This is a genomic window from Actinomadura spongiicola (genome assembly GCF_003432485.1).
GTDB classification, from domain to species: domain Bacteria; phylum Actinomycetota; class Actinomycetes; order Streptosporangiales; family Streptosporangiaceae; genus Spirillospora; species Spirillospora spongiicola.
Genome location: NZ_QVNQ01000001.1, coordinates 330,011 through 348,444 on the forward strand (window position 1 = coordinate 330,011; position 18,434 = coordinate 348,444).

General features: G+C 71.0%; 15 protein-coding genes and 1 tRNA gene. 13 read left to right on the plus strand and 3 right to left on the minus strand.

The genetic code is table 11. The features are described from left to right. Positions 1–3: 3 nt before the first annotated feature. Positions 4–741: a GntR family transcriptional regulator gene (locus D0T12_RS01580; RefSeq protein WP_117397428.1), complete on the minus strand. Its 738-nt coding sequence runs from the start codon at positions 739–741 to the stop codon at positions 4–6. 164 nt (positions 742–905) lie between these two features. Here D0T12_RS01580 and D0T12_RS01585 point away from each other — a divergent pair, with 164 nt between their 5' ends. The 6 genes from D0T12_RS01585 to D0T12_RS01610 all read left to right on the plus strand — a co-directional run bounded on the left by D0T12_RS01585 (position 906) and on the right by D0T12_RS01610 (position 3,810). After that, the gene (locus D0T12_RS01585; protein WP_267900383.1) at positions 906–1,250 is read left to right on the plus strand and encodes an ATP-binding protein; all 345 of its coding nucleotides are present in this window, start codon (positions 906–908) and stop codon (positions 1,248–1,250) included. Positions 1,251–1,572: 322 nt separating this feature from the next. Beyond that, the gene (locus tag D0T12_RS01590) at positions 1,573–1,902 is read left to right on the plus strand and encodes a hypothetical protein (protein ID WP_117397430.1); all 330 of its coding nucleotides are present in this window, start codon (positions 1,573–1,575) and stop codon (positions 1,900–1,902) included. Then, complete coding sequence (locus D0T12_RS01595; protein WP_117397431.1) at positions 1,899–2,102, plus strand: hypothetical protein; 204 nt, start codon at positions 1,899–1,901, stop codon at positions 2,100–2,102. The genes D0T12_RS01590 and D0T12_RS01595 overlap by 4 nt, the downstream gene beginning before the upstream one ends. A 112-nt stretch (positions 2,103–2,214) precedes the next feature. Next, on the plus strand, positions 2,215–2,505 hold the full coding sequence (locus D0T12_RS01600) for a hypothetical protein (protein ID WP_117397432.1): 291 nt from the start codon (positions 2,215–2,217) through the stop codon (positions 2,503–2,505). A 460-nt stretch (positions 2,506–2,965) separates the two neighbouring features. Continuing rightward, positions 2,966–3,391: a PASTA domain-containing protein gene (locus D0T12_RS37270; RefSeq protein ID WP_117397433.1), complete on the plus strand. Its 426-nt coding sequence runs from the start codon at positions 2,966–2,968 to the stop codon at positions 3,389–3,391. A 346-nt stretch (positions 3,392–3,737) separates the two neighbouring features. Further along, positions 3,738–3,810: transfer RNA gene (locus tag D0T12_RS01610), tRNA-Ala, on the plus strand. A 376-nt stretch (positions 3,811–4,186) separates the two neighbouring features. Here the strand turns inward: D0T12_RS01610 and D0T12_RS01620 are convergent. Together D0T12_RS01620 and D0T12_RS34695 are read right to left on the minus strand one after the other, a co-directional pair. After that, a complete protein-coding gene (locus D0T12_RS01620) occupies positions 4,187–4,651 on the minus strand; it encodes a DUF4265 domain-containing protein (protein ID WP_117397434.1) in 465 nt (154 codons plus the stop codon). Between the two features lie 55 nt (positions 4,652–4,706). Beyond that, positions 4,707–4,997: a hypothetical protein gene (locus D0T12_RS34695; RefSeq protein ID WP_147339334.1), complete on the minus strand. Its 291-nt coding sequence runs from the start codon at positions 4,995–4,997 to the stop codon at positions 4,707–4,709. A 312-nt stretch (positions 4,998–5,309) separates the two neighbouring features. On the opposite strand from D0T12_RS34695, the gene D0T12_RS01630 reads away from it, so the two are divergent. Genes D0T12_RS01630 through D0T12_RS01660 form a run of 7 tightly spaced genes read left to right on the plus strand, consistent with a single transcriptional unit; the run spans position 5,310 to position 18,427 of the window. Continuing rightward, entirely contained in the window at positions 5,310–8,204 is a 2,895-nt protein-coding gene (locus tag D0T12_RS01630; protein WP_117397436.1) for an AAA family ATPase, read from the plus strand. After that, positions 8,201–9,484, plus strand: a complete 1,284-nt coding sequence (locus D0T12_RS01635) for a serine/threonine-protein kinase (protein ID WP_117397437.1) — start codon at positions 8,201–8,203, stop codon at positions 9,482–9,484. The genes D0T12_RS01630 and D0T12_RS01635 overlap by 4 nt, the downstream gene beginning before the upstream one ends. Then, positions 9,481–13,329: a hypothetical protein gene (locus D0T12_RS01640; RefSeq protein ID WP_117397438.1), complete on the plus strand. Its 3,849-nt coding sequence runs from the start codon at positions 9,481–9,483 to the stop codon at positions 13,327–13,329. Before D0T12_RS01635 ends, D0T12_RS01640 begins: the two co-directional genes overlap by 4 nt. Then, positions 13,329–14,768 carry a tetratricopeptide repeat protein gene (locus tag D0T12_RS01645; RefSeq protein ID WP_117397439.1) on the plus strand — a complete coding sequence of 480 codons (1,440 nt, stop codon included), beginning with the start codon at positions 13,329–13,331 and terminating at the stop codon, positions 14,766–14,768. Before D0T12_RS01640 ends, D0T12_RS01645 begins: the two co-directional genes overlap by 1 nt. A 5-nt stretch (positions 14,769–14,773) precedes the next feature. Then, positions 14,774–15,232 carry a hypothetical protein gene (locus tag D0T12_RS01650; protein WP_147339335.1) on the plus strand — a complete coding sequence of 153 codons (459 nt, stop codon included), beginning with the start codon at positions 14,774–14,776 and terminating at the stop codon, positions 15,230–15,232. Then, positions 15,216–15,794 carry a hypothetical protein gene (locus D0T12_RS01655; RefSeq protein WP_117397441.1) on the plus strand — a complete coding sequence of 193 codons (579 nt, stop codon included), beginning with the start codon at positions 15,216–15,218 and terminating at the stop codon, positions 15,792–15,794. Before D0T12_RS01650 ends, D0T12_RS01655 begins: the two co-directional genes overlap by 17 nt. Next, on the plus strand, positions 15,791–18,427 hold the full coding sequence (locus D0T12_RS01660; protein WP_117397442.1) for an Hsp70 family protein: 2,637 nt from the start codon (positions 15,791–15,793) through the stop codon (positions 18,425–18,427). The genes D0T12_RS01655 and D0T12_RS01660 overlap by 4 nt, the downstream gene beginning before the upstream one ends. Positions 18,428–18,434 lie beyond the last annotated feature (7 nt).

Here is an 18,434-nt window from a genome sequence, read left to right on the forward strand (position 1 = left end):
GCTTCAGTCCACCGGAATCACGTACGCCAGCTCGTACCGGTCGACCGGCACGATGATGTCCGCGGTCTCCACCGGTCGGTCGCCCGAGTAGGTTCGCTGGATCACCATGACGATCGACCCCATCGGTTCGCCGAGCCGATCGGCCTCCTCGGCGAGGATCGCCCGCGCGGTCACGATCTCGGCGGCGAGCGTCACCGTCTGCCCGATCGCCCGCATCCTCGCGACGACACCGGCGCCGGCGTGCGGCCCGGCCTCGGGCAGCATCACCGGCGTGCCGCGCGTCAGCTCCAGGGGCTCCCAGCTCGTGGAGAGCATGACGGGCTCCCCATCGGCGAGGAAGGTGTAGGCGGTCCGCATGACGTCGGCGCCCTCGGCGACACTGAGCCGGTCGGCGATGGCCGGTGGTGCGGTCGTCGTCTCCGACGATGAGCGCCACGTCCCGGCTCGACCCTGGGTCTGCATGTCCGCGGCGAAGGGCGAGCCCCGCCGCTCCCGGTACCACGACCGGGTGAGGCGCCGGACCTGCGGGCGGTGGCGGACGTAGGTGCCCGATCCGGAGCGGGTCTCGACGTAGCCCTCGGATACCAGCAGGCGCACCGCCTCGACTGCGACGCGGTCGGACACGTCGTGCTGCTCGGCGAGCTGGTGGCGGGAGGGCACGCGGTCGCCCGGCGTGAGGCGGCCCTCGACGATCTGGCGTCGCAGGTCATCGGCGATGCGCAGGTATGCGGGCTGGGCCACGTGCGGCTCCCGGGTGACTGGCGGCGACAGTTTCCAGACCAAGCTTGACAACCTGAGTACTCCGCTTGCAAGCTGAGTACTCAGCTTCACCCAGCGTTAAGACACGATCGCTTGGGGGTGTCTCTGTCATGGCGTGGTCTCAGACCTACCCAGGTCGCGCGTCCATGGTGCCAGCCATCAGGGCATACGTGCGAGGCCTTCTAACCGACTCCCCTCGCGTGGACGACGCCGAACTCGTCGTCGCCGAGTTGGCCGCGAACTCCTTACAGCACACACCGAGCGGGGAGGGCGGCCACCTGTCGGTAACCGTCGAGGTCGGCCCGGGGCGGACGCGCATCGCCGTCTCCGACTCCGGGGCCGGTGACTGGTCCCGCCCGGACGCCACTGAGACCCTCGGCGACTACGGTCGCGGACTGATCCTCGTGGACGCCCTCGCCGACAAGGTCGGCCACGACATCACCGCCACCGGCCAGACCATGTGGGCTGAATTGACCTGGACCGAGGCGTGACCCCCCAAGACCGGCGCGACCACGCCCGGGACCTGGGCATGGCGGTCCTCGGATACATGCGCTGGCTGGATGAGATCGTGCCGGAGTCGCGGTATTGGCAAGGTGAGCGCGAGAATTCGGAGCGCATCGCCCACCTCGAAGGCATCGTCGACGACGCTCTTGCCCGGAGCGACTCCCCATCGCTCCCCTTCTTCTCCCCAACTCTCCGCTGGATGTGTGGCACTCGCCACAGAGTCACTAAGAGTGACCGCAACGCAGAACGGCCCCGGCCGGCGCGCGAACGCCGGGGGTTCCGGGGCCTGACCGGAAACGGAGTCCGGCTATGAGCAAGGTCCCGGAGGCGCTCGACGGGATTCCCGCGGACGCTCCCGCCACTCACCCCGACGCCGCCGTACGGCTGCGCGCGCTGGCAGAACACCTTAAGGTGCGCGGCTTCGAGGCCGAAACCGTCGGAAATGACTTGCTGGTGATCGCGCCGGTGAACGATATGGGGCGCCGTCTGTGCGTCCTGGTGATGTGTTATCCCCGGCCGGGAGACGGCGAGAGGCTGTGGTTCTGGTTGCACGGCCCCAAGCCACACCCGATCGCCGAAGCCGATCGCGTCATCGACGCGGCGGTCGCCATCGTCGGGGCGCTGAGGTCGGCGCTGTGACCCAGCCGCCGGAGCCGCCGCCCGGGTGGACCGACCTTCAGTTCTCGCTCGCGGCCTACATGAAGCTCATGGACGAGGTCATCGTCCCCGCGTCGCGGTACGTCAGGGGCGCTGAAGACGTCGACCGGGAGCGGTATCTGGGTTCCATCATCGAGCGGGGCGCCGCCCGCGCCCGCGAGCGCCGGGCGGGCTCGCCGTAGACCGGGGCGGCGCCGTTGGTGCTCGCCGTCCCGGCCGCGCCGCCCCTCCCAACGCCACATCCCCCGGAGCCTGCGCGGGTGCCCGGGGGTGGCCCACCCTGAGAGGACGACCATGGAGACACCTGAGGACTTCGGCCGGGCCGAGCGTTTGCTGGCCGCGATCCGCGGGCGCGGCCGGGCAAAGGGCGTGGACATCGTCCGCGACGAGGAGACCGGCCTGTCGCAGGTCCGGATCGCCTACCGGGACGGGGCGATGCTGGCCGAGTGGACCGGCGCCACGTACCGGTGGCGGTCTGAGGACGGCCCGTGGGAGACGCTGGGCGCCGACCCGGAGGACGCCGCGAAGGTGATCGTGCCAACCATGGACGTGCGGACGACCCTCGACGGCGACGGCGGGCCTTGAACCTGGGGCGGCGCGGGCGGTTCCTCAGTCCAGACTCCCGCGGCCCCGGTGGATAGGCGGGTGGATGGCGTGCCCGGCGAGCGTTCCGCTACGCGCCACCCGTTTCAGCGTGCCGGTGGCGGGCCTGCCGTCCCCCACAGGTCACGCGACCGGCACGCTCCCAGGGCCGGGGCTGTGCCGTCGGTTCCTGTCAGTGGGTGACGTGCCCGGCGAATGTGCCGAGAAGGGGCGCGCCGCCTCGTTCCAACGCGTCCCGGGCGGGGGCGTGTCGTGCTACCCGCAGATCGTGTCGCGACCTGCATACTTCGGCGCACAACCTTGGAGGTCGGGCCGGATGTGTGGGCGCGAACCCGGCCTAGAGCCGCGGCCTCGACCGTGACCGGACAGCCGTGAACCGGACGCGGCCTCCAGACGTCTCACGATCACCCCCCGCTTTGGAGCCCTCACAGACAGGAATCCCATGCGGACCCCGATCCACCTCCTTGCCGCCACAACCGTCGCCGTTCTCGCCGCGGGTTGTGCGGCCCCTGAGGAGCCACCGGCTTCGCGGGGGACGCGTACCGTCACGGCCACGCCCACGCCGAAGTCCACTGAAACGACTGCCCCGGCGACGGGTACAGCCAGGACAACACCCTCCGCCACGCCGTCAAAGACGGGTCCGAAGCGGATCCGCGTCCCGCAGGTGGTGGGGATGAACCACCAGAAAGCCCAGAACGCCATGCAGGCGGTCGGGTTGTTCCGACTCATGGAGGAGGACGCCACCGGGCAAGGGCGTCTCCTGCTGTGGGACCGGAACTGGGTCGTCGTCAAGCAGCGTCCCCGCGCAGGGACGCGGGTCACCGAGAACACTACGATCACGCTCTACAGCAAAAAGGTCGATGAATAGATCTACCGAACGTGCGGGCGAGCGGTGCCATGGGGGTGAGGGTCCACGGCGGGGACGATGTCCTGGGTCTCCGAGGCGTTCGCGGGTGTGCCGGAGGTGGGCCGAACCTTCGGCGCGATCGCCGTTTCCCGCCGTGACGCCCTTGTACATGCCCAGGAGCGTGCAGTTCGTCATCGGCGAGTAAGGGTCGAGCCGACTCACCCTGGCCTCGGCCTTCGGAGGGACGGCTGAACGCCGGCGCCCCACTGGCTGGCCCCGTCCGGAAAGCCTGTGCTGTCTCCACGGTGTACGATCGACGTCGGTTGCGCCGATTCGGTGTTTCCGCAGGTAGACAACAGGAGATCGAGGGGCCTTAGCTCAGTTGGTAGAGCACTGGCTTTGCAAGCCAGGTGTCAGGGGTTCGAATCCCCTAGGCTCCACCCGGCAGAAGCCCAGGTCAGACCCGAAGCCCGACCTGGGCTCTCGTTTCCCACGATCGCCTCTCTCGCTTGCGTGCCCGATCGCTTCTTGAGTTCCGCGCCGGTCATCGTGTGCAGGGATCCCGGGGAACGTGCGGGGCGTATTCGGTCGCTTTCGTCGAGGCCCGTTCGTAGGCTCGGTGGCGTGGTTGAGCGGCTGTCTGGGGTGGTGTCCTGGGGCGAAGAGGCGCTACGTGGCCCGTGGGGTGCCCGGCGGCTACCGCGTCTGGGACACCAAGGGGCGTAGGTGGTGGGGGGGACCATTACGAGCTGTGCCCCGACGATCTTCTGGCCGAGCTCAACGGAGGCCGGGACCCCGCGAGAATCGCGGTACTGCTCAGGCGGTATCGGGCCCTGAAGCGGTAGAGCACAGGGCGTCTGGGGCGTTTCCGTACGACCACTCGGCGTTGGCCGTGGCGGCCCATTCGTTCATGGTCGAGTTGATGTGAGGGATGCCCGCCGACATGGGGACGGTCACAACGATGAATCGGAGGTTGGCGGGGGCTTCGACCAGGCCACTCAACGGAGTCATCGCTTCGCGCAATCGCTCGACATCCGAGTGGGCGAATTCCTTGATTGGGAACGCTTGGATCGCCAGGTTTCCGCCATGGTGGAGCACTCGAACTCGCATCGCCTCGTCGAGGGTGACGGTGTCGCCGGCGGCGCATCCGAGCACGAGCGCGGGTGTTCCGACGATCTTGTATTGCCCGTCTGGTAAGCGCTCTACGGGCACCATCTCATAGGCCGGTTGACCGTCGGACTTGTCGCCGGCCCAGATTTGGGCGTGCTCATGAGTGGTCATCCGTCATGCTCCCACGATGCCGGTCCGTGCACGATGGGATGCAGGGTGGGCGGCGTCAGGTTGATGGGGGCTGTTGCTCGCGGACGAAGACTGCTCCTGCGTGTCGGCCGCACTCTGCTACGGCGAGAAGTAGGTGCCGCAGGACTTCTGTGGGGATGCGTGACGGGTCCAGTGCCAGCACTTCGCATGGGCGGTCCATGTCCTCGTCCGGAACGAGGACATGCGCCAGCGGAGCGCCGTCCCCGTTGCCGTCGGTCAGTTCGACGCTCCAGGCGTCATCGGGCAGGGCGTAGAAGCTGAGCAGTTGATAGACCGTCCCGCCATGGTTCAGGAACTCCGTGGGCATGGCTCGATCATCGCAGGGTGGGGCGTACCCGGCATGCCCGGAGATCGGTACTTGATCATTATCGTGGCGAAATTGGGGGCTGAGTAAGGCATTGTGACCGTGGTTCGAGGCGGCGTCGGCGGGTTCGGGCGCGCCGGTTGATCGTTTGGGTGGAGGTGGGTCTGCCTGCGGGGATGGCCGTGGTTGGCCATATTCCCAATGTGCCACGGGGATCATGGAAAGGATGTGGTCGGGGGGTGGTGGGTTTGAGAGCATGAGAGGCCCCGCAGCAAGGAAAGAACGGCCGTTCCTGAAACGTCTGGAGCGCTCTTTTTGCTGTTCGACAACGGTGTTTTCGATCCTCGGGCCGTCGACGATCCGCGTACGGTCGACGTCCTGCACGCCGCCGTCGAGCGTGCCGCCGGTTCGGTGCGGACCAGTGATCTGCTGCGGGCCGCTCTCGCCTCGAAGGACGCGCCGCTGCTGACCGCGCTCGGCCGGGCCCTGCCCGATGGGGTGCAGGTGCGTCACCTTCTGGAGGGCATCGAGATCTACAGCCCCGCGCGGGCGCCCGGCTCCGGGGCCGACGAGTTCGGCGGTGGCCGGGACGAGTTCAGCGCGGAAAGCCTCGCGGCACTTGACGCGTTCGGTGAGGAGTACGGGAAGTCATCGCCGGACGAACGGCGCGCCACGGCACTGGAACTGCTGGTGGCCTGCGTGCTGGAGCACCTGGAGGCGCGCGACCGGCAGAACCTGGTGACCCTGGACGCCCCCGCGGCCGCCGCGGTGCTGCGTACCCAGGTGCGGGCCGCGCGGGAGCCGCTGCCTTCTCTGCTGGACGAGGAGTCCGGAAGGCTCCGCTCGGAGGAGTTCACCCAGGACGCGTGGTCCGCGCTTGAACAGGCGGCCGAGCAGGCGGCGCTGCTCGGCTACGACCGGGTGCTCCCACCGCACTGCCTGCTGGCGTTGCTGGGTGAGACGGAGGGGCTGGCCGAACATCTCGTCCGGCTTCAGGTCGCGCCGCAGGTCGGGCCCGCGAAGGTCGCCGCGACGGTCGCCGACGCGTTCCGGCTGATCGAACGCCCGCGGACCACCGAACCGTTGCCTCTCGACCGGGCCGGGCTCGGCGAACCGTTCCTGGCGATGCTCGGACGGGCCCGGCGCGCCGCCGCCTCGTGGAACGCCGAGCGGATCGACGCGCCGCATCTGCTCGGCGCGGTCCTGGCGGAGATGCCGCCCCGGCTGGACAACGTCCTGCGGGCGCCGCCGCTGCGCCTCGACCCGAGCCTGCTGCGCGACCATCTCGACGAGGCGCTGCGGCAGCGCGCCACGACGCAGCCGCGCGAGGTCGCGTTCCGGCTCCCCGCGACCCTGCCGCCCGCGCAGGACCTCACCTGGCTCGCCCGCACCGACGAGCCCGCACCGGCGCTTCATGTCGACCGCTACTTCGACCCGTTGCTGCGGGCGCTGCACCGCGCGAGCGCCCCGCACGTCCTGATCACCGGGATGCCGGGGGTGGGCACCACCACGCTGGTGCGGGAACTGGCGCGCCGGGCCGCCATCGGACAGATCCCGTTCCTGCGGCGCAAGCGGTTCCTCTACGTGGACTGCCGGGACGTGACGCCCACGGAGAGCGGCACGAAGCTGAGCGGGCTCATCGAGCACGTGACCGGACGCACCGACCTGGTCGTGTGCGTGGACGGGCTGGGCTCCCTGCTGCGCGGGCCGTCCGGCGCCGACCACCGGTTGCCGTTGCGCGCCGCGATGAAGGAGCGGCGAATCCACCTCATCGGCGTGCTGTCCGTCCACGACCATGACGACCTGATCGCGTCCGACCGGGCGCTGTCGGAGTTGTGCGCCCGGATCGAGGTGGACGAGCCGGGCCGCGCCGAGGCGTTGGAGATGGCGGCGCAGGCGGCCGAGGAGTTCGCCTCCCGGTTCAAGCTGCGGGTGGACGAACGCGCCGTGGAACGCGCAGTGCTGCTGTCGGTCGACTTCATGCTGAACGAACGGCTGCCCGCGAAGGCGGTGCGGGTGCTGCGCCGCGCCTGCGAAGACCTGCACTACCGCCGGACCCAGGCGGGCAGTGACCAGGAGGCGGTGCGTCCGGACGACGTCGCCGCGGTGGTCGCCGAGTTCTCCGGGGTGCCGGTCGCGCAGATCGCAGGTACCGGCGGTGAGCGGATCGATCTGGAGCGGGCCCTCGGCGAGTCGGTGGTCGGGCAGCCCGAGGCGGTGCGGGTCGTCGCCGGTGAGCTGCGCAGGATCAAGGCGGGGCTCGCCTCTCCGGGACGTCCCGCCTCGGTGATGCTGTTCGCGGGGCTCACCGGGGTCGGCAAAACCGAACTGGCCAAGACCATCGCCAGGTTCTACTCGGCCTCGAAACGCATCCAGACGTATCCGATGGAGAACTTCACCGAGCCGCACAGCGTCGCGGGGATCCTCGGGTCGCCGCCCGGATACGTCGGTCATGACCAGGGCGGACGGCTGATCAACGACCTGAACGCCGACCCGTACTGCGTCTTCCTGCTGGACGAGGCCGAAAAGGCGCACCCGGAGGTGTGGCGGCCCTTCCTCAACCTGTTCGACGAGGGCTGGATCGTCGACCAGCGCGGGACGAAGGCGTTCGGCGACCGGGCCATCTTCGTCCTTACCACGAACGCCGGTCACGACATCATCGCCCGGATGGCGGCGGAGGGCCGTCCCATGCAGGAGACCGCCGACGCGGTCGAGCGGCATCTGCGCCAGGTGCGCCATCCGCGGTCCGGCGAGGTGGTGTTCCCACCGGAGTTCCTGGCCCGGTTACGCCAGATCGTCATCTTCCGTCCACTGGACCGGGCGGCGATGGAGGGCATCTGCCGCCAGGAGATCGCCAGGCAGCGCCGGTTCTGGCGGGACCGGAGGGAGAAGCGCCTCGTCGTCCCCGAGGCGCTGATCGGACATATCGCCGACCGGGGCCACGCCGCCAACGAGGCCGCCGGAGGAGCCAGGGGCGGGCGGATCATCTCCCGGCTGGTGTCCCAACTCGTCGAAGATCCGATCACGATCGCCGCCGAGCGGGCGCCGGACGCGTTCCACCGGTGCGGACGGGTCGAACTGCGCTTCAGACCCGGCGGGGAACCGCAGGTGGAGGCCGTCTTCCTGACGCCCGAGGAACAGGACCCCGCCGTCGACGGGGCCGCCGCCCCTGGTGACCGGAGGGTCCGGCTGCGGAAGGCGGGGGCGTGAGAGGCGAACTGAAGGGGCTCGAGGGACGCGTCGTCGACGGCCGGTACCGGCTCCGTGAATGGCTCGGCGAGGGCGCGTTCGGCGCGGTGTTCCGCAGCGAGCAGCAGGTGATGGGCGTACCGATCCGGCGGGTCGCCGTGAAACTGTCCCGGCGCCAAGGGATGACGGAGGAGACGGCGCGGAAGCTGTTCTCCGACGCGCTGATCCTGGCCGAAACCATGGACGGGATGACCGACACCGAGGCCCGCGCCCATCTCGTCCACCTGTACGACGGTGGGGTCGCGGCCGACGTCGGTGGGCGCGCGTATCTGGCGATGGAGTACGTCCAGGGTTCGACGCTGGCCGCGCAGTTCGACTCGTACCCGAGAGGTGTGCCGGCGCCGTTGCTGATGAAATGGGCCCGGCAGATCTGTGTCGCGCTGCGCGGTCTGCACGCGATGGTGCCGCCGTTGCTGCACCGCGACCTGAAGTCCGACAACGTGCTGCTCGGGCTGGACCGCACGGTTCGACTGGTCGACTTCGGTCTGGCGGCCCGGCTGCTGGAGACCGGCTACGCCGAAGGGGTCGCCGGGACGCTCTCCAACATGGCGCCGGAGACATGGCGGGGGGAGAGCTTCCCCGCCTCCGACCTCTACTCGCTGGGGCTCCTGATCTACGAGGGGCTGACCGGTCGCCTCCCGTTCAGCCACCTGCACCCGCCGGACGATCTGCCCACGCGGCTGCACGGCGACTGGCTGTTCGACGCGCGGGCGAAATGCCGGATCGAGCCGCCGTCGCTGCTGAACAACACCGTGCCCCGGGAGTTGGACGCCCTGGTCCTGCGCTGCCTGGAGCACTCCCCGGCCCGCCGGTTCGCCACCGCGGAGGAGGTCCTCGCGGAGATTGACGCGCCGCGCTCGTCCAGGCGTCACGCCCGCCCGGACGTGGGCGAGGAGATCCGGCAGGCGCGGAACCTGCGAGAACAGGGCGACCCGCACGGCGCCCGCGCGACCCTGCAACACCTGTTGGACGGACGTACCTGGCCACCGTCCGACGAGTTCGCGCTGTTGCACGAGTCGGCGGAGACCCTCGGCGTGCTGGGCGACCACGCGGAGGCCGCGCTCCGGTACAAGACGGCCTGGCAACTGCTCGAACGCTCTCCGAGCCTGCTGCGCACCAGAGAAGAACGCGTCTCACTGCTCAGGAGGATCGCGGAGGCGTACACGAACGCGGGCAACCGTTACCAGGCGAACCGGTTCGACGAACTCCGCCGCCGTGAAGAGAGCCACGGTGGCCCATGAGTTCGGAACGTGCGTTCGGGAGCCGGTTCAGCCGAGGTGGACGGCTGCGCAGGCTCTGGGCCGCCGCGGTCGACGAACCCGATCCGGTGCGGGCGGTGGAACGGATGCGCGAGGCCGCCGCTGGTTTCGCGCGCAACCCGTCCATCGCCGTCGAGGTCTGGCCGGACTTCCTGGAGTCGATGCTGGACGCCCGGCTTCTGCCGGTGCTGACCGAAGCTGACTTCGACACCCTGGCGACCTACGGCGAGCAGAACGCCCAGGCAGCCGCCGACGATGGCGCGGCCGGGCCACCGGGCACCGTGCTCCTGGCGGCCTGGCGTCCACTCGTCCGGGCCCGTCACGCACGCGGCGAATTGGACGCGGCCGTCGCGTTGCTCACCCGACTCTGCCGCTCGCCACACGCCGATGATCATGCTCGGGCGGAGGCCGCGGACGACCTCGCGGCCCTCGGGGCCGTGGGGCCCGAGCAGCTGAGCATCTACGCCGACGTGCTGGGCAGGCCCGCTCGTCCTCCAGATGGGGTGGCGGCGCTCGTGACGGACCTGCTCGCGGTCGAACACGACGCGGGCACTATCCGGATCGCCCAGGCGGCCAAGGTCGCCGACCTGCTGGCGCGCTCCGGGGCCACCCACCCTGACCTGGACCGCGTCCTCGGCCTGCACCGCCTCCTCGTCGACGGCGTTGCACATGAGGCGGTCGCGACGCTGACGCGGGCGTGGCGGGCCCGACCGGGGGACGGCGGCGCGTTCGCGGGTCTGCTCGCCGCCCTGCTGCGGTCGGGCGACCACGCGCAGCTCGCGCGGATGGCCGCAGACCCCGCACGCCCACCCCTACGAGCCGCCGACGAGCTGATCCAGCTCAGCCAGGTACTCGCATGGCTGGACGACCCGGCCGAGCCAGGTCCCGCACCGGCTGATGCGGACCGCCTCACCAGGTACACCGTCACGGCGCTGGCGGGGGAATGGCTCGACTACGCGATCGGCCGCCTGTACCTGCTGGAAGGCGACTCGCTCCGGGCGGCGGAACTGCTGCCACCCCTGGCCGAGGCGTATCCGGGACGGCCCGGCTGGGACTACCACGCCGCCTGGGCCCTAATCCTGCGCGATGACCGGGTGGGCGTCGCGCACCGGTTCGATCGTGTGCGCGGACGGCCCGGCGCGTGGGCCGTGGGCTGCCTTCTGCGCGACGTCGACCCGGCGGCCGCCCCGGACACGGCGGCGCCCGACACCTACGCCGAGCTGGCCGAGGCGCGCACGGAGTTGATCAAGGGTGGACGCCCGCGCGCCGAACCGCCCTCCTGGCTGGCGGACGGCGGCGCCCTCGCGGACCATCTTGAGGCGCTGCGGACCGTCCTCGCCCTGCGGTTCGCCCGACACAACCGGTATGCGCTCGACCAGGCCATGGCCCTGCCGCTGTTCCAACGGCTGCCCGCGCCCGAACGGTTGCTGTGGTCGGGCGTGACCGCACTGCTGGACCGGCCCGACCAGGCTCGTGAGCTGCTCACCGAGGCCGCACGCACCCATGGATACGGCCGGGCCGCGCTCGTCCTCGCGACCCATGACGCCCAGGACGGCCAGACCGCGTCGGCGCTGCGCCTGCTGGACGAGCACGGCGTCCCGTCCGGGCCCAAGGCCGACCTGCTGCGCACCTGGCTCACGGTGAGCCTCGACAACAGCGCCACGGTCGACGAGCTCGAACGCCTGACCGTGCACCCGCTGCCGAAGGCCCGCTACTCCGTCGGACATCTGCGTCTGCACCAGGCGGTCAGGGAGCAGGACCGGGGCCGTCCGGACGAGGCCACCCGGCTCGCGCTCAAGGCGAAGGAGGACTTCGACGCCGCGGCCGAGGCGGGACACCGGTTGATCCCGCCCGACACCCGCGCCCTCGCCACGGCCGCCGACCTGTTCGCCACCGGACACGCCGAAACCGCCGATCTGAGCAAACTGCGCAGAAAGGCCACCGCAAACTCGTGGGCCACCTGGATCCTCGGCCTCGCAGAACTAACCACCCACCAACCCGCCACCCACCAGCCGGACAGTCACCAGCCCGGCGCCCACGAGCTCCGCGACAATCAGTCCGCGGCTCATCAGCCCGGCTCCCACCAATTCGGCGTCCACCAGCCCGACGCCCAACAGTCGGGCGTCCCTCAGCCCGGCGCCCATCAATCCGGCAGTCACCAGCCCGGCGCCCAACAGTCCGGTAACAACCAGCCCGGCGCCGACCGGCCTGGCAGCGACCGGTCCGACAGCCAGCTGCCCGGCAGTCACCAACCCGCCGCACACCAGGCCAGCAGTCTTCAGCCGGGCAGTCATCAGGCAGGCTTCCACCAGTCCGGTAGGGACCAGCCCGGCGCCCACCAGGCCAGCAGTCCTCAGCCAGGCGGTCTTCAGCCGAGCAGTCATCAGCCAAGCGCCCATCGATCCGGCAGTCGCCAGTCTGGCGCCCAACAGTTTGGTAGCAACCAGCCCGGCGCAGCCCAGTCCGGCAGCGACCCGTCCGGTAACCAGCTGCCCGGCGGTCACCAGCCTGCTGCCCACCAGGCCAGCAGTCTCCAGCCGAGCAGCGGCCGGTCCGGCGTTCAGCAGCGCCGGAGCGGGCAGCGCAACGTTGACCAGCTTGGTGGCGACCGGCTCGGCGCCGATCTGGACCTGGCTTTGTGCGGGCAATTGGTGACCCAGCTTCACAGCGTGCGGCCGCTGCCCGCCGCTTCGGCCGTGGCGGCTCTGGTGGGGGTTCTGACCAGGGCCGTTGTCCTGGCGGGGGACGGTGAACTAGCGGTCACGCTGTCCGGCATGGTCAGCGGTCTGGCCTCCCTTGCCGTTTCGCCGGATGCGGGGGACCTTCCTCCCGCCGGAGACCCCGTTCTCGATGCGGGGCCGCATGATCTGGGGCGGCTGCTTCGGCTTTCGCGCGCTGCCGCGTTGCGCGGCGCGCCTACGCCAGGTGGCTCGGGGCAGGTGCTGACCGACGTGCCTGGGGCCCTGGTCGTGGCACGGCATGCGCTTGCCCGTGGTGACCGGGCCGAGGGCCTGCGGCTGCTTGGCGAGGCGGTTCCGGCCGATGCGGGCGAGGCGAGGATTCACGGCATCCTCGTCGCCGGGCTCGGTGGCGCGCCCGTCGAGGACCCAGCCCCGCCGGACGGCGCACCCACCCCGGTCGCCGCCGCGCTCCGCCTCGTCCAGGCGGCCGGTCTCGCCGGTACCGATCCTGACCGCGGCCGGGCCCTGCTCCTGGAGGCGGCGGCCGCGCACGACATCACCGGTCTGGTGAATCTGAGCCGGGTCATGCCCGCGCTGTGCGCGGCTCCGGGACGCGGCGGCGGCGCCCGGCCCCGGGAGTTGGCGGCGGTCCTGCGGACCGTGTCCGCCACCGTTCCGTTCGATCCGCTGACGTTGGCCCGCTGCGCCACCGCGGTCGGCGATCACGAGACGGCCGATCGTGCGTGGCGGGACGCGCTCCGCGCGGCCGGGCCCGGCGAGAACGATGTCGTCCGGCAAGAGTACGGGCGTTTCCTGTGCCATCGCGCCACGGCCGCGTGGCGTCGCGGCGACCCGTTGAACGCGGTCCGGCTGCTGCGCAAGGGCGCCGGGATCCTGGACGGTCACGAGCCGGAGCAGTTCCTGCCGGACGAGGACGAGGTCGACGCGGTGCGGCGGCTCTACGAGGAGCGGCTGGCGAACCTCACCGGCACCCGTGCCCGGGTGCTGACCGCCGAGTGGGGCCGTGCCCTCCAACGCTTCAGGAGCCTCGCGACCAGCGGGAACGTCGCGAAGGCGCTTCAGCACTTCGAGGAGATGCAGGCGTTGGCCCATACCGGGTCCCTGCGCGGACGTTGGGAGTCCTGATGGCGCCCACCGTGCAGTCGTTGAGCGCGCTCGCCGCCGCCGTCGAACTTCAGGTGTGCACCGACAGGCTGCTCGCCCACATCTTCCCCGAAATCGGCGAGGACGAGCCGGTGCCGCCCGACCGGGCCGGGCGGCACCGCGTCCTCGAAACGGTGATCGAGGGCGACGCCGAGCTACGCGCCGCGCTGCTCGCGCGGGACGACACACGGATCGGCGAGCGGTGGCGGCAATGCCTGCACGCCCGGACGAGCGACCTCGACCTGCACCACGACCTGGCCGTCCTCTACCGGGAACGGGCGCTGCGGCAGAACGCCCGCACCGGTTCGGCGGGCGAGCGCCTGGCGGTCGCGACGACCCTGTGGGCGCTGCTCCTGGCGGACGAGGCGTTCTGGCGGCGGGCCGGGGTCGCCCGGGACGACGAGGACGCCCCACGCGAGAAGATCATCGGAGGTCTGCTCGATCTGCACGCCGCGCACGGCGCCCGGGCGCTCGCCGCCGACCGGGCCGTGTCCGCCCGGTTGCACCTGCGTTGTTTGGACGCCTGCCGTTCCGGTGACCCCGAAGCGGTCCGGGAGTTGCTTGAGGAGTTCGGCGTCCGCAACGACCGCCGGGTGGACCCACGACGCCTGACCGGAACGGCGCGCCTGGCCGCCGCCGCCGTCGACCGGTGGTGCGACGACCTCGTCGAGGACGCCCAGAGCCGCGTCGCGGACCCGGTGGCGGTCGGCGCCCTACCCGACGGAATCGACCAGGACTACGAGGCCGGGATCGGCAGGCTGGCACCGTTCATCCGCCTGGGAGTCGCCGTCCGGCGCGTCCTCGTCACCGGCATGGAATGGCACAACGACTGGGCCATGTGCCACTACAACAACAGGGCGTTCGACCAGATGAAGGACGTGTTGGCGTCCGGGCGGGAGTTCTGCGACCGGCTCGTCCGGCTCTGCGCGCCCGGGGAGGCGCATCGGCCCGAGAACCAGGCGGTGTCGAGGTACCTGCTGCTGCGCGGGGTGGTGACGGACACCGACGAGAAGGCCATCGCCGAGATGAAGGAGGCGTTGCGCTGGAACCCCGCCAACGACAACGCCACCCGCGTGCTCTTCCAGTCCTACCTGGGGCGCGGCACACGGATCGCGAACGACGAGCACGCCGTCCGCGGGCTGGCGGGCCCTCTGCCCCCGGACCAGCGGTTCGAGAAGGCCGCGGACGAGCTGCGGCGGGCCCTCGAACTCGCCGAGCGGCCCGATGACGTCCAGCTCGTCCGGGAGCGGCTGGCGTCCGTCCTCACCCTGTGGGCGATCAACCTGCGCGATGTCACCACCGGTTCCGCCGCCCGGACCCTGGCCCGGGGCGAGCGGGCGCGTCGGCTGGTGGTGGAGGCGCTCGAACTGGACCCGGAGAACGAACTGGCCCGCCGCTATCTCGACCAATACGACAGGTGAGGCTGATGAGGGACGAGACCTGGACCAACCCGTTCCACGTCCTCGGGCTGCCGACCGACGCCGACCGCGAGACGATCGCCCGGCGCGGTCGGGAGCTGTCGGATCTCGCGGCGACCGAGGAGGAGCGGACGCTGTGCGGGTGGGCGATGCGGGAGCTGATCGGCGCGCCCGGCGTCCGGCTGGTGCACGCGCTGACGGAGGCGCCCGGCGCGGCGTACCGCGACGAGGAGTGGCGGGACTTCGCGCGCCGACACCGGCGCAACCCCGCGAACGTGAAGGCGCTCAAGGAGTCGGCCGGGACGCTGCGGGACACCGACATCGACCTGCCCGCGGTCCTCGACCTGATCCTGGACTGGCTGCTGACACCACCGACGGTCGACGTCGCCGAGGCCCTGCGCCACGCGCCGCTGCCGCCCGGACCTGGCGCCCCGCCGCTGGAGGTGACCGATGTCCTCTTCGGCTGAGCCACTGCCGTCGACCGAGGAACCGCCGTACGGCTGGGACGCCTTCGACGAACGTCCGGCGCCAGAAGAGATGGAGTTCGACTCCCCCGCGAAGGAGATGCGCGCGGTCCTGCGGCGGTACATGTCCGCGCTGAGGGAGGAGCGGGCACGCCGCCGCGACGCGGTGGAGGAGGTGCTGGCCGTCGCCGTCGACCAGGCGGTCCTGGTGGCGCAGCTGGAGGACGTCCTGGAACGCCACCGCGGCGCGCTCGCCGACGCCGGGCTCGACCGGGTGCACCGGGAGCTGCGGCTGGTCAGGGAGCAGATGCTGGACGCGCTGCGCGGCGGCGGCGTGACCGTCGAGGAGCTGCGCGGACGGCCGCTCGCGGAGGTGTCCGACCGGGTCGAGGTGCTCGGCTGGCTGCACTCCGACGAGTACGCCGCCGAGGTGGTGGCGCAGGTGCACGACGCCGTCGTCCGCCACCGGGGAACGGTGGTGCGGCTCGGCCGGATCACCGTCGGCGCGCCGCCGCGGGACGCCGGGAAGCACGACGAATCCGACGAGGAGGAACCGCAGGGATGACACAGGTCGTGAGCAAGGCGGTCGGGATCGATCTCGGCACCACCAACAGCGCGGTCGGGGTGATGGACCCGGGCGACACCGAGATCATCATCCACCGGGACGAGGTGTCACGGGCCCGGACGACGCCGAGCTGCGTATGGCGCGATCCGGCGACCGGCGAGCTGGTCGTCGGCCGCAAGGCGCTCAACCGGATCGGCGGCCGACCCGAGCCGATCCGGTCGATCAAAAGGCTCATGGGCAGCGCGACGACCGTGGACGTGAGCGGTCAGCCGATGACGCCCGAGGAGGTCTCCGCCGCGATCCTCGCCGAATTGAAACGGCAGATCGAGCAGAACGTGGCGGAGTTGGCGACCGCGGACACGTCCTGGCTGGTCGACCGCGCCATCGTCACCGTCCCCGCCTACTTCGACCTGCCGATGATCGACGCCACCCGCAAGGCGGGGGAGATGGCGGGGCTGGAGGTCCTCGACCTGCTGCACGAGCCGACCGCGGCGGCCTGCTACCACTGCTGGCGCACCAAGACCCGCGACGGCACGTTCCTCGTGTACGACCTGGGCGGCGGCACCTTCGACGTCAGCGTGGTGCGCGCCACCGCGGGCGTGTACGAGGTGCTCGGCATCAGCGGGAACAACCGGCTCGGCGGGGACGACATCGACACCGCGTTTGCCCGGCGGCTCCAGGACATGCTCGTAGAGATGGGCTGGGCGCTCGACCTGAACCCGGCCGACGACCCCGGCGACCGGCTGCGCTTCAACCAGCTCATGCTCCTGGCTGAGGGCGTGAAGAAGGGGCTCAGCGCGAGCAGCGACTTCCCCCTGCGCGACAACGGCCGCATCATCGACAAGCTGGGCAACCACGTCACCATCGACGCCGGGTTCGACCGCACGGACCTGGAGGCCGTAGCCCGCCCGCTCATCGAACGGACGATCCCCTACTGCCACGAGGCGCTGGAACGCACGAAGCTGAAGGAGAAGGTCGACCTCGCCGACATCGACCAGGTGATCCTGGCGGGTGGTTCCACCCATATGCCGCTGGTCCGGGAGATCGTGACCGCCGAGCTGTGCGCCGGGGCCCGCTGCGACGAACCGGTCTACGAGCAGGTCGACACGGTGGTGGCGTTGGGCGCGGCGGTCCGCGCGGCCGTCACGGGTGGGCTGGATGTCTACGACTCCGACCGCCGTGTCCGGGTGTCGTTCCGCGGCGCTTCCGCCACCGGCGCGACGAGGACGCACATCGGCGGGACCGTCCACGCGCTCGCGCCCGGCGTGGACCTGCGCGACGGCCGCGTCCGGCTCATCACCCCCGACGGCGACGAGGACGAGGCGGACCTGCACCCGTCCGGCGCGTTCGCGTTCACCGGGGTGCCGTTGGAGCCCGGGGTCGAGTCGCAGTTCGGCTTCGAGGTCCTCGACGCCGACGACGACGTGATCGCCACCGTGGGCCGTCCCGTGACCCACAGCGACGACGCCGAGATCCGCCTGCCCCGGCCGAGTTCGCTGGCCATCTCCACGAAGCCGGTGCTGCTGGAGGTGTCCAGGGGCGGCAAGACCTACCGCAAGGTGCTCGTCCCGGAACTGGAGGAGCTGCCGACGAGCGTGGAGTACGCCTTCAGCCACCCCGGCGACACCGAAGCGGTGATCTTCCCGCTGTACCAGCGCAGCAAGAAGATCCAGGTCATCACCGTGCCGGTGCCGCCGACGACCCCGCGGGGCACGCCGATCCGGTTCGACCTGCACGTCGACAAGCACTCGTTCATCACCGTCCGCGGCAGCGTGGGCGAGCACGAGTTCGAGGCCGCGGTGGAACTGCCGCCCGAGCGGGAGATGCCCACCCGCGACGAGGTGACGCGGCTGGACCGCAGGCTGGACGATGTCGCCGCCTTCCTCCCCGCCGGGGACCGCCAGAACTTCGAGATCAAACGGCGGATGGCCCGGCAGGCGTTGGAGGAGGCGTTGCGGGCCAGGGACCGGGCGGGTGCCGTCCACGAGTTCGAGCAGTTGGAGGAGCTGGAGGTCGAGGCGGCCAAGTTCCGTACCGTCCTCGAACCGCCGAAGGAGGAGTTCGACCAGCTCGTCGGCGACTGCGTCGACCTCAACTCCCACCTCCAGCGCAACGCCGGGGAGTTGAAGCAGCCCTACGACGCGCAGGAGATGTCCCGGTCGATCGAGGCGCAACGGGACCAGGGCGAGAACGCCCACCGGGCGGGCGACCAGCGGGCGTACGGGGAGGCGATCCGCCAGTTGCTGGGATACCAGGACCACATGGTCGCGGTGTACCGGCGGGCGCATCCGCAACCGCAGAAGACCGACACCGAACGCGCCGTGGACGCGCTGGAGCTGTGCCGCCGGTCGGCGGCGAAGGTCCGGCAGTTGGCGGAGGCGGCCGGTCGCGCCGACCTGTGCGCCCAGGTCGATGAGATCACCCAGAAGATCAACGAGTTGTCGCAGCGGGTCGGTCACGATGCGCGCGGCGTCCTGGAACGGACGCCCGGGCTTCTGCAACGGCTGTCCCAGCTGAACAACGTCCTCCGCCAGAAGCCCGGCGGCGGATCCGGCGGCACGACCGGCGACCCGGTCGGCGGCGACGGCCCCGGCCGCCCGCCCGCAGGGGGGAAGGTGGCCGAGGAATGGTAGGAGCGGC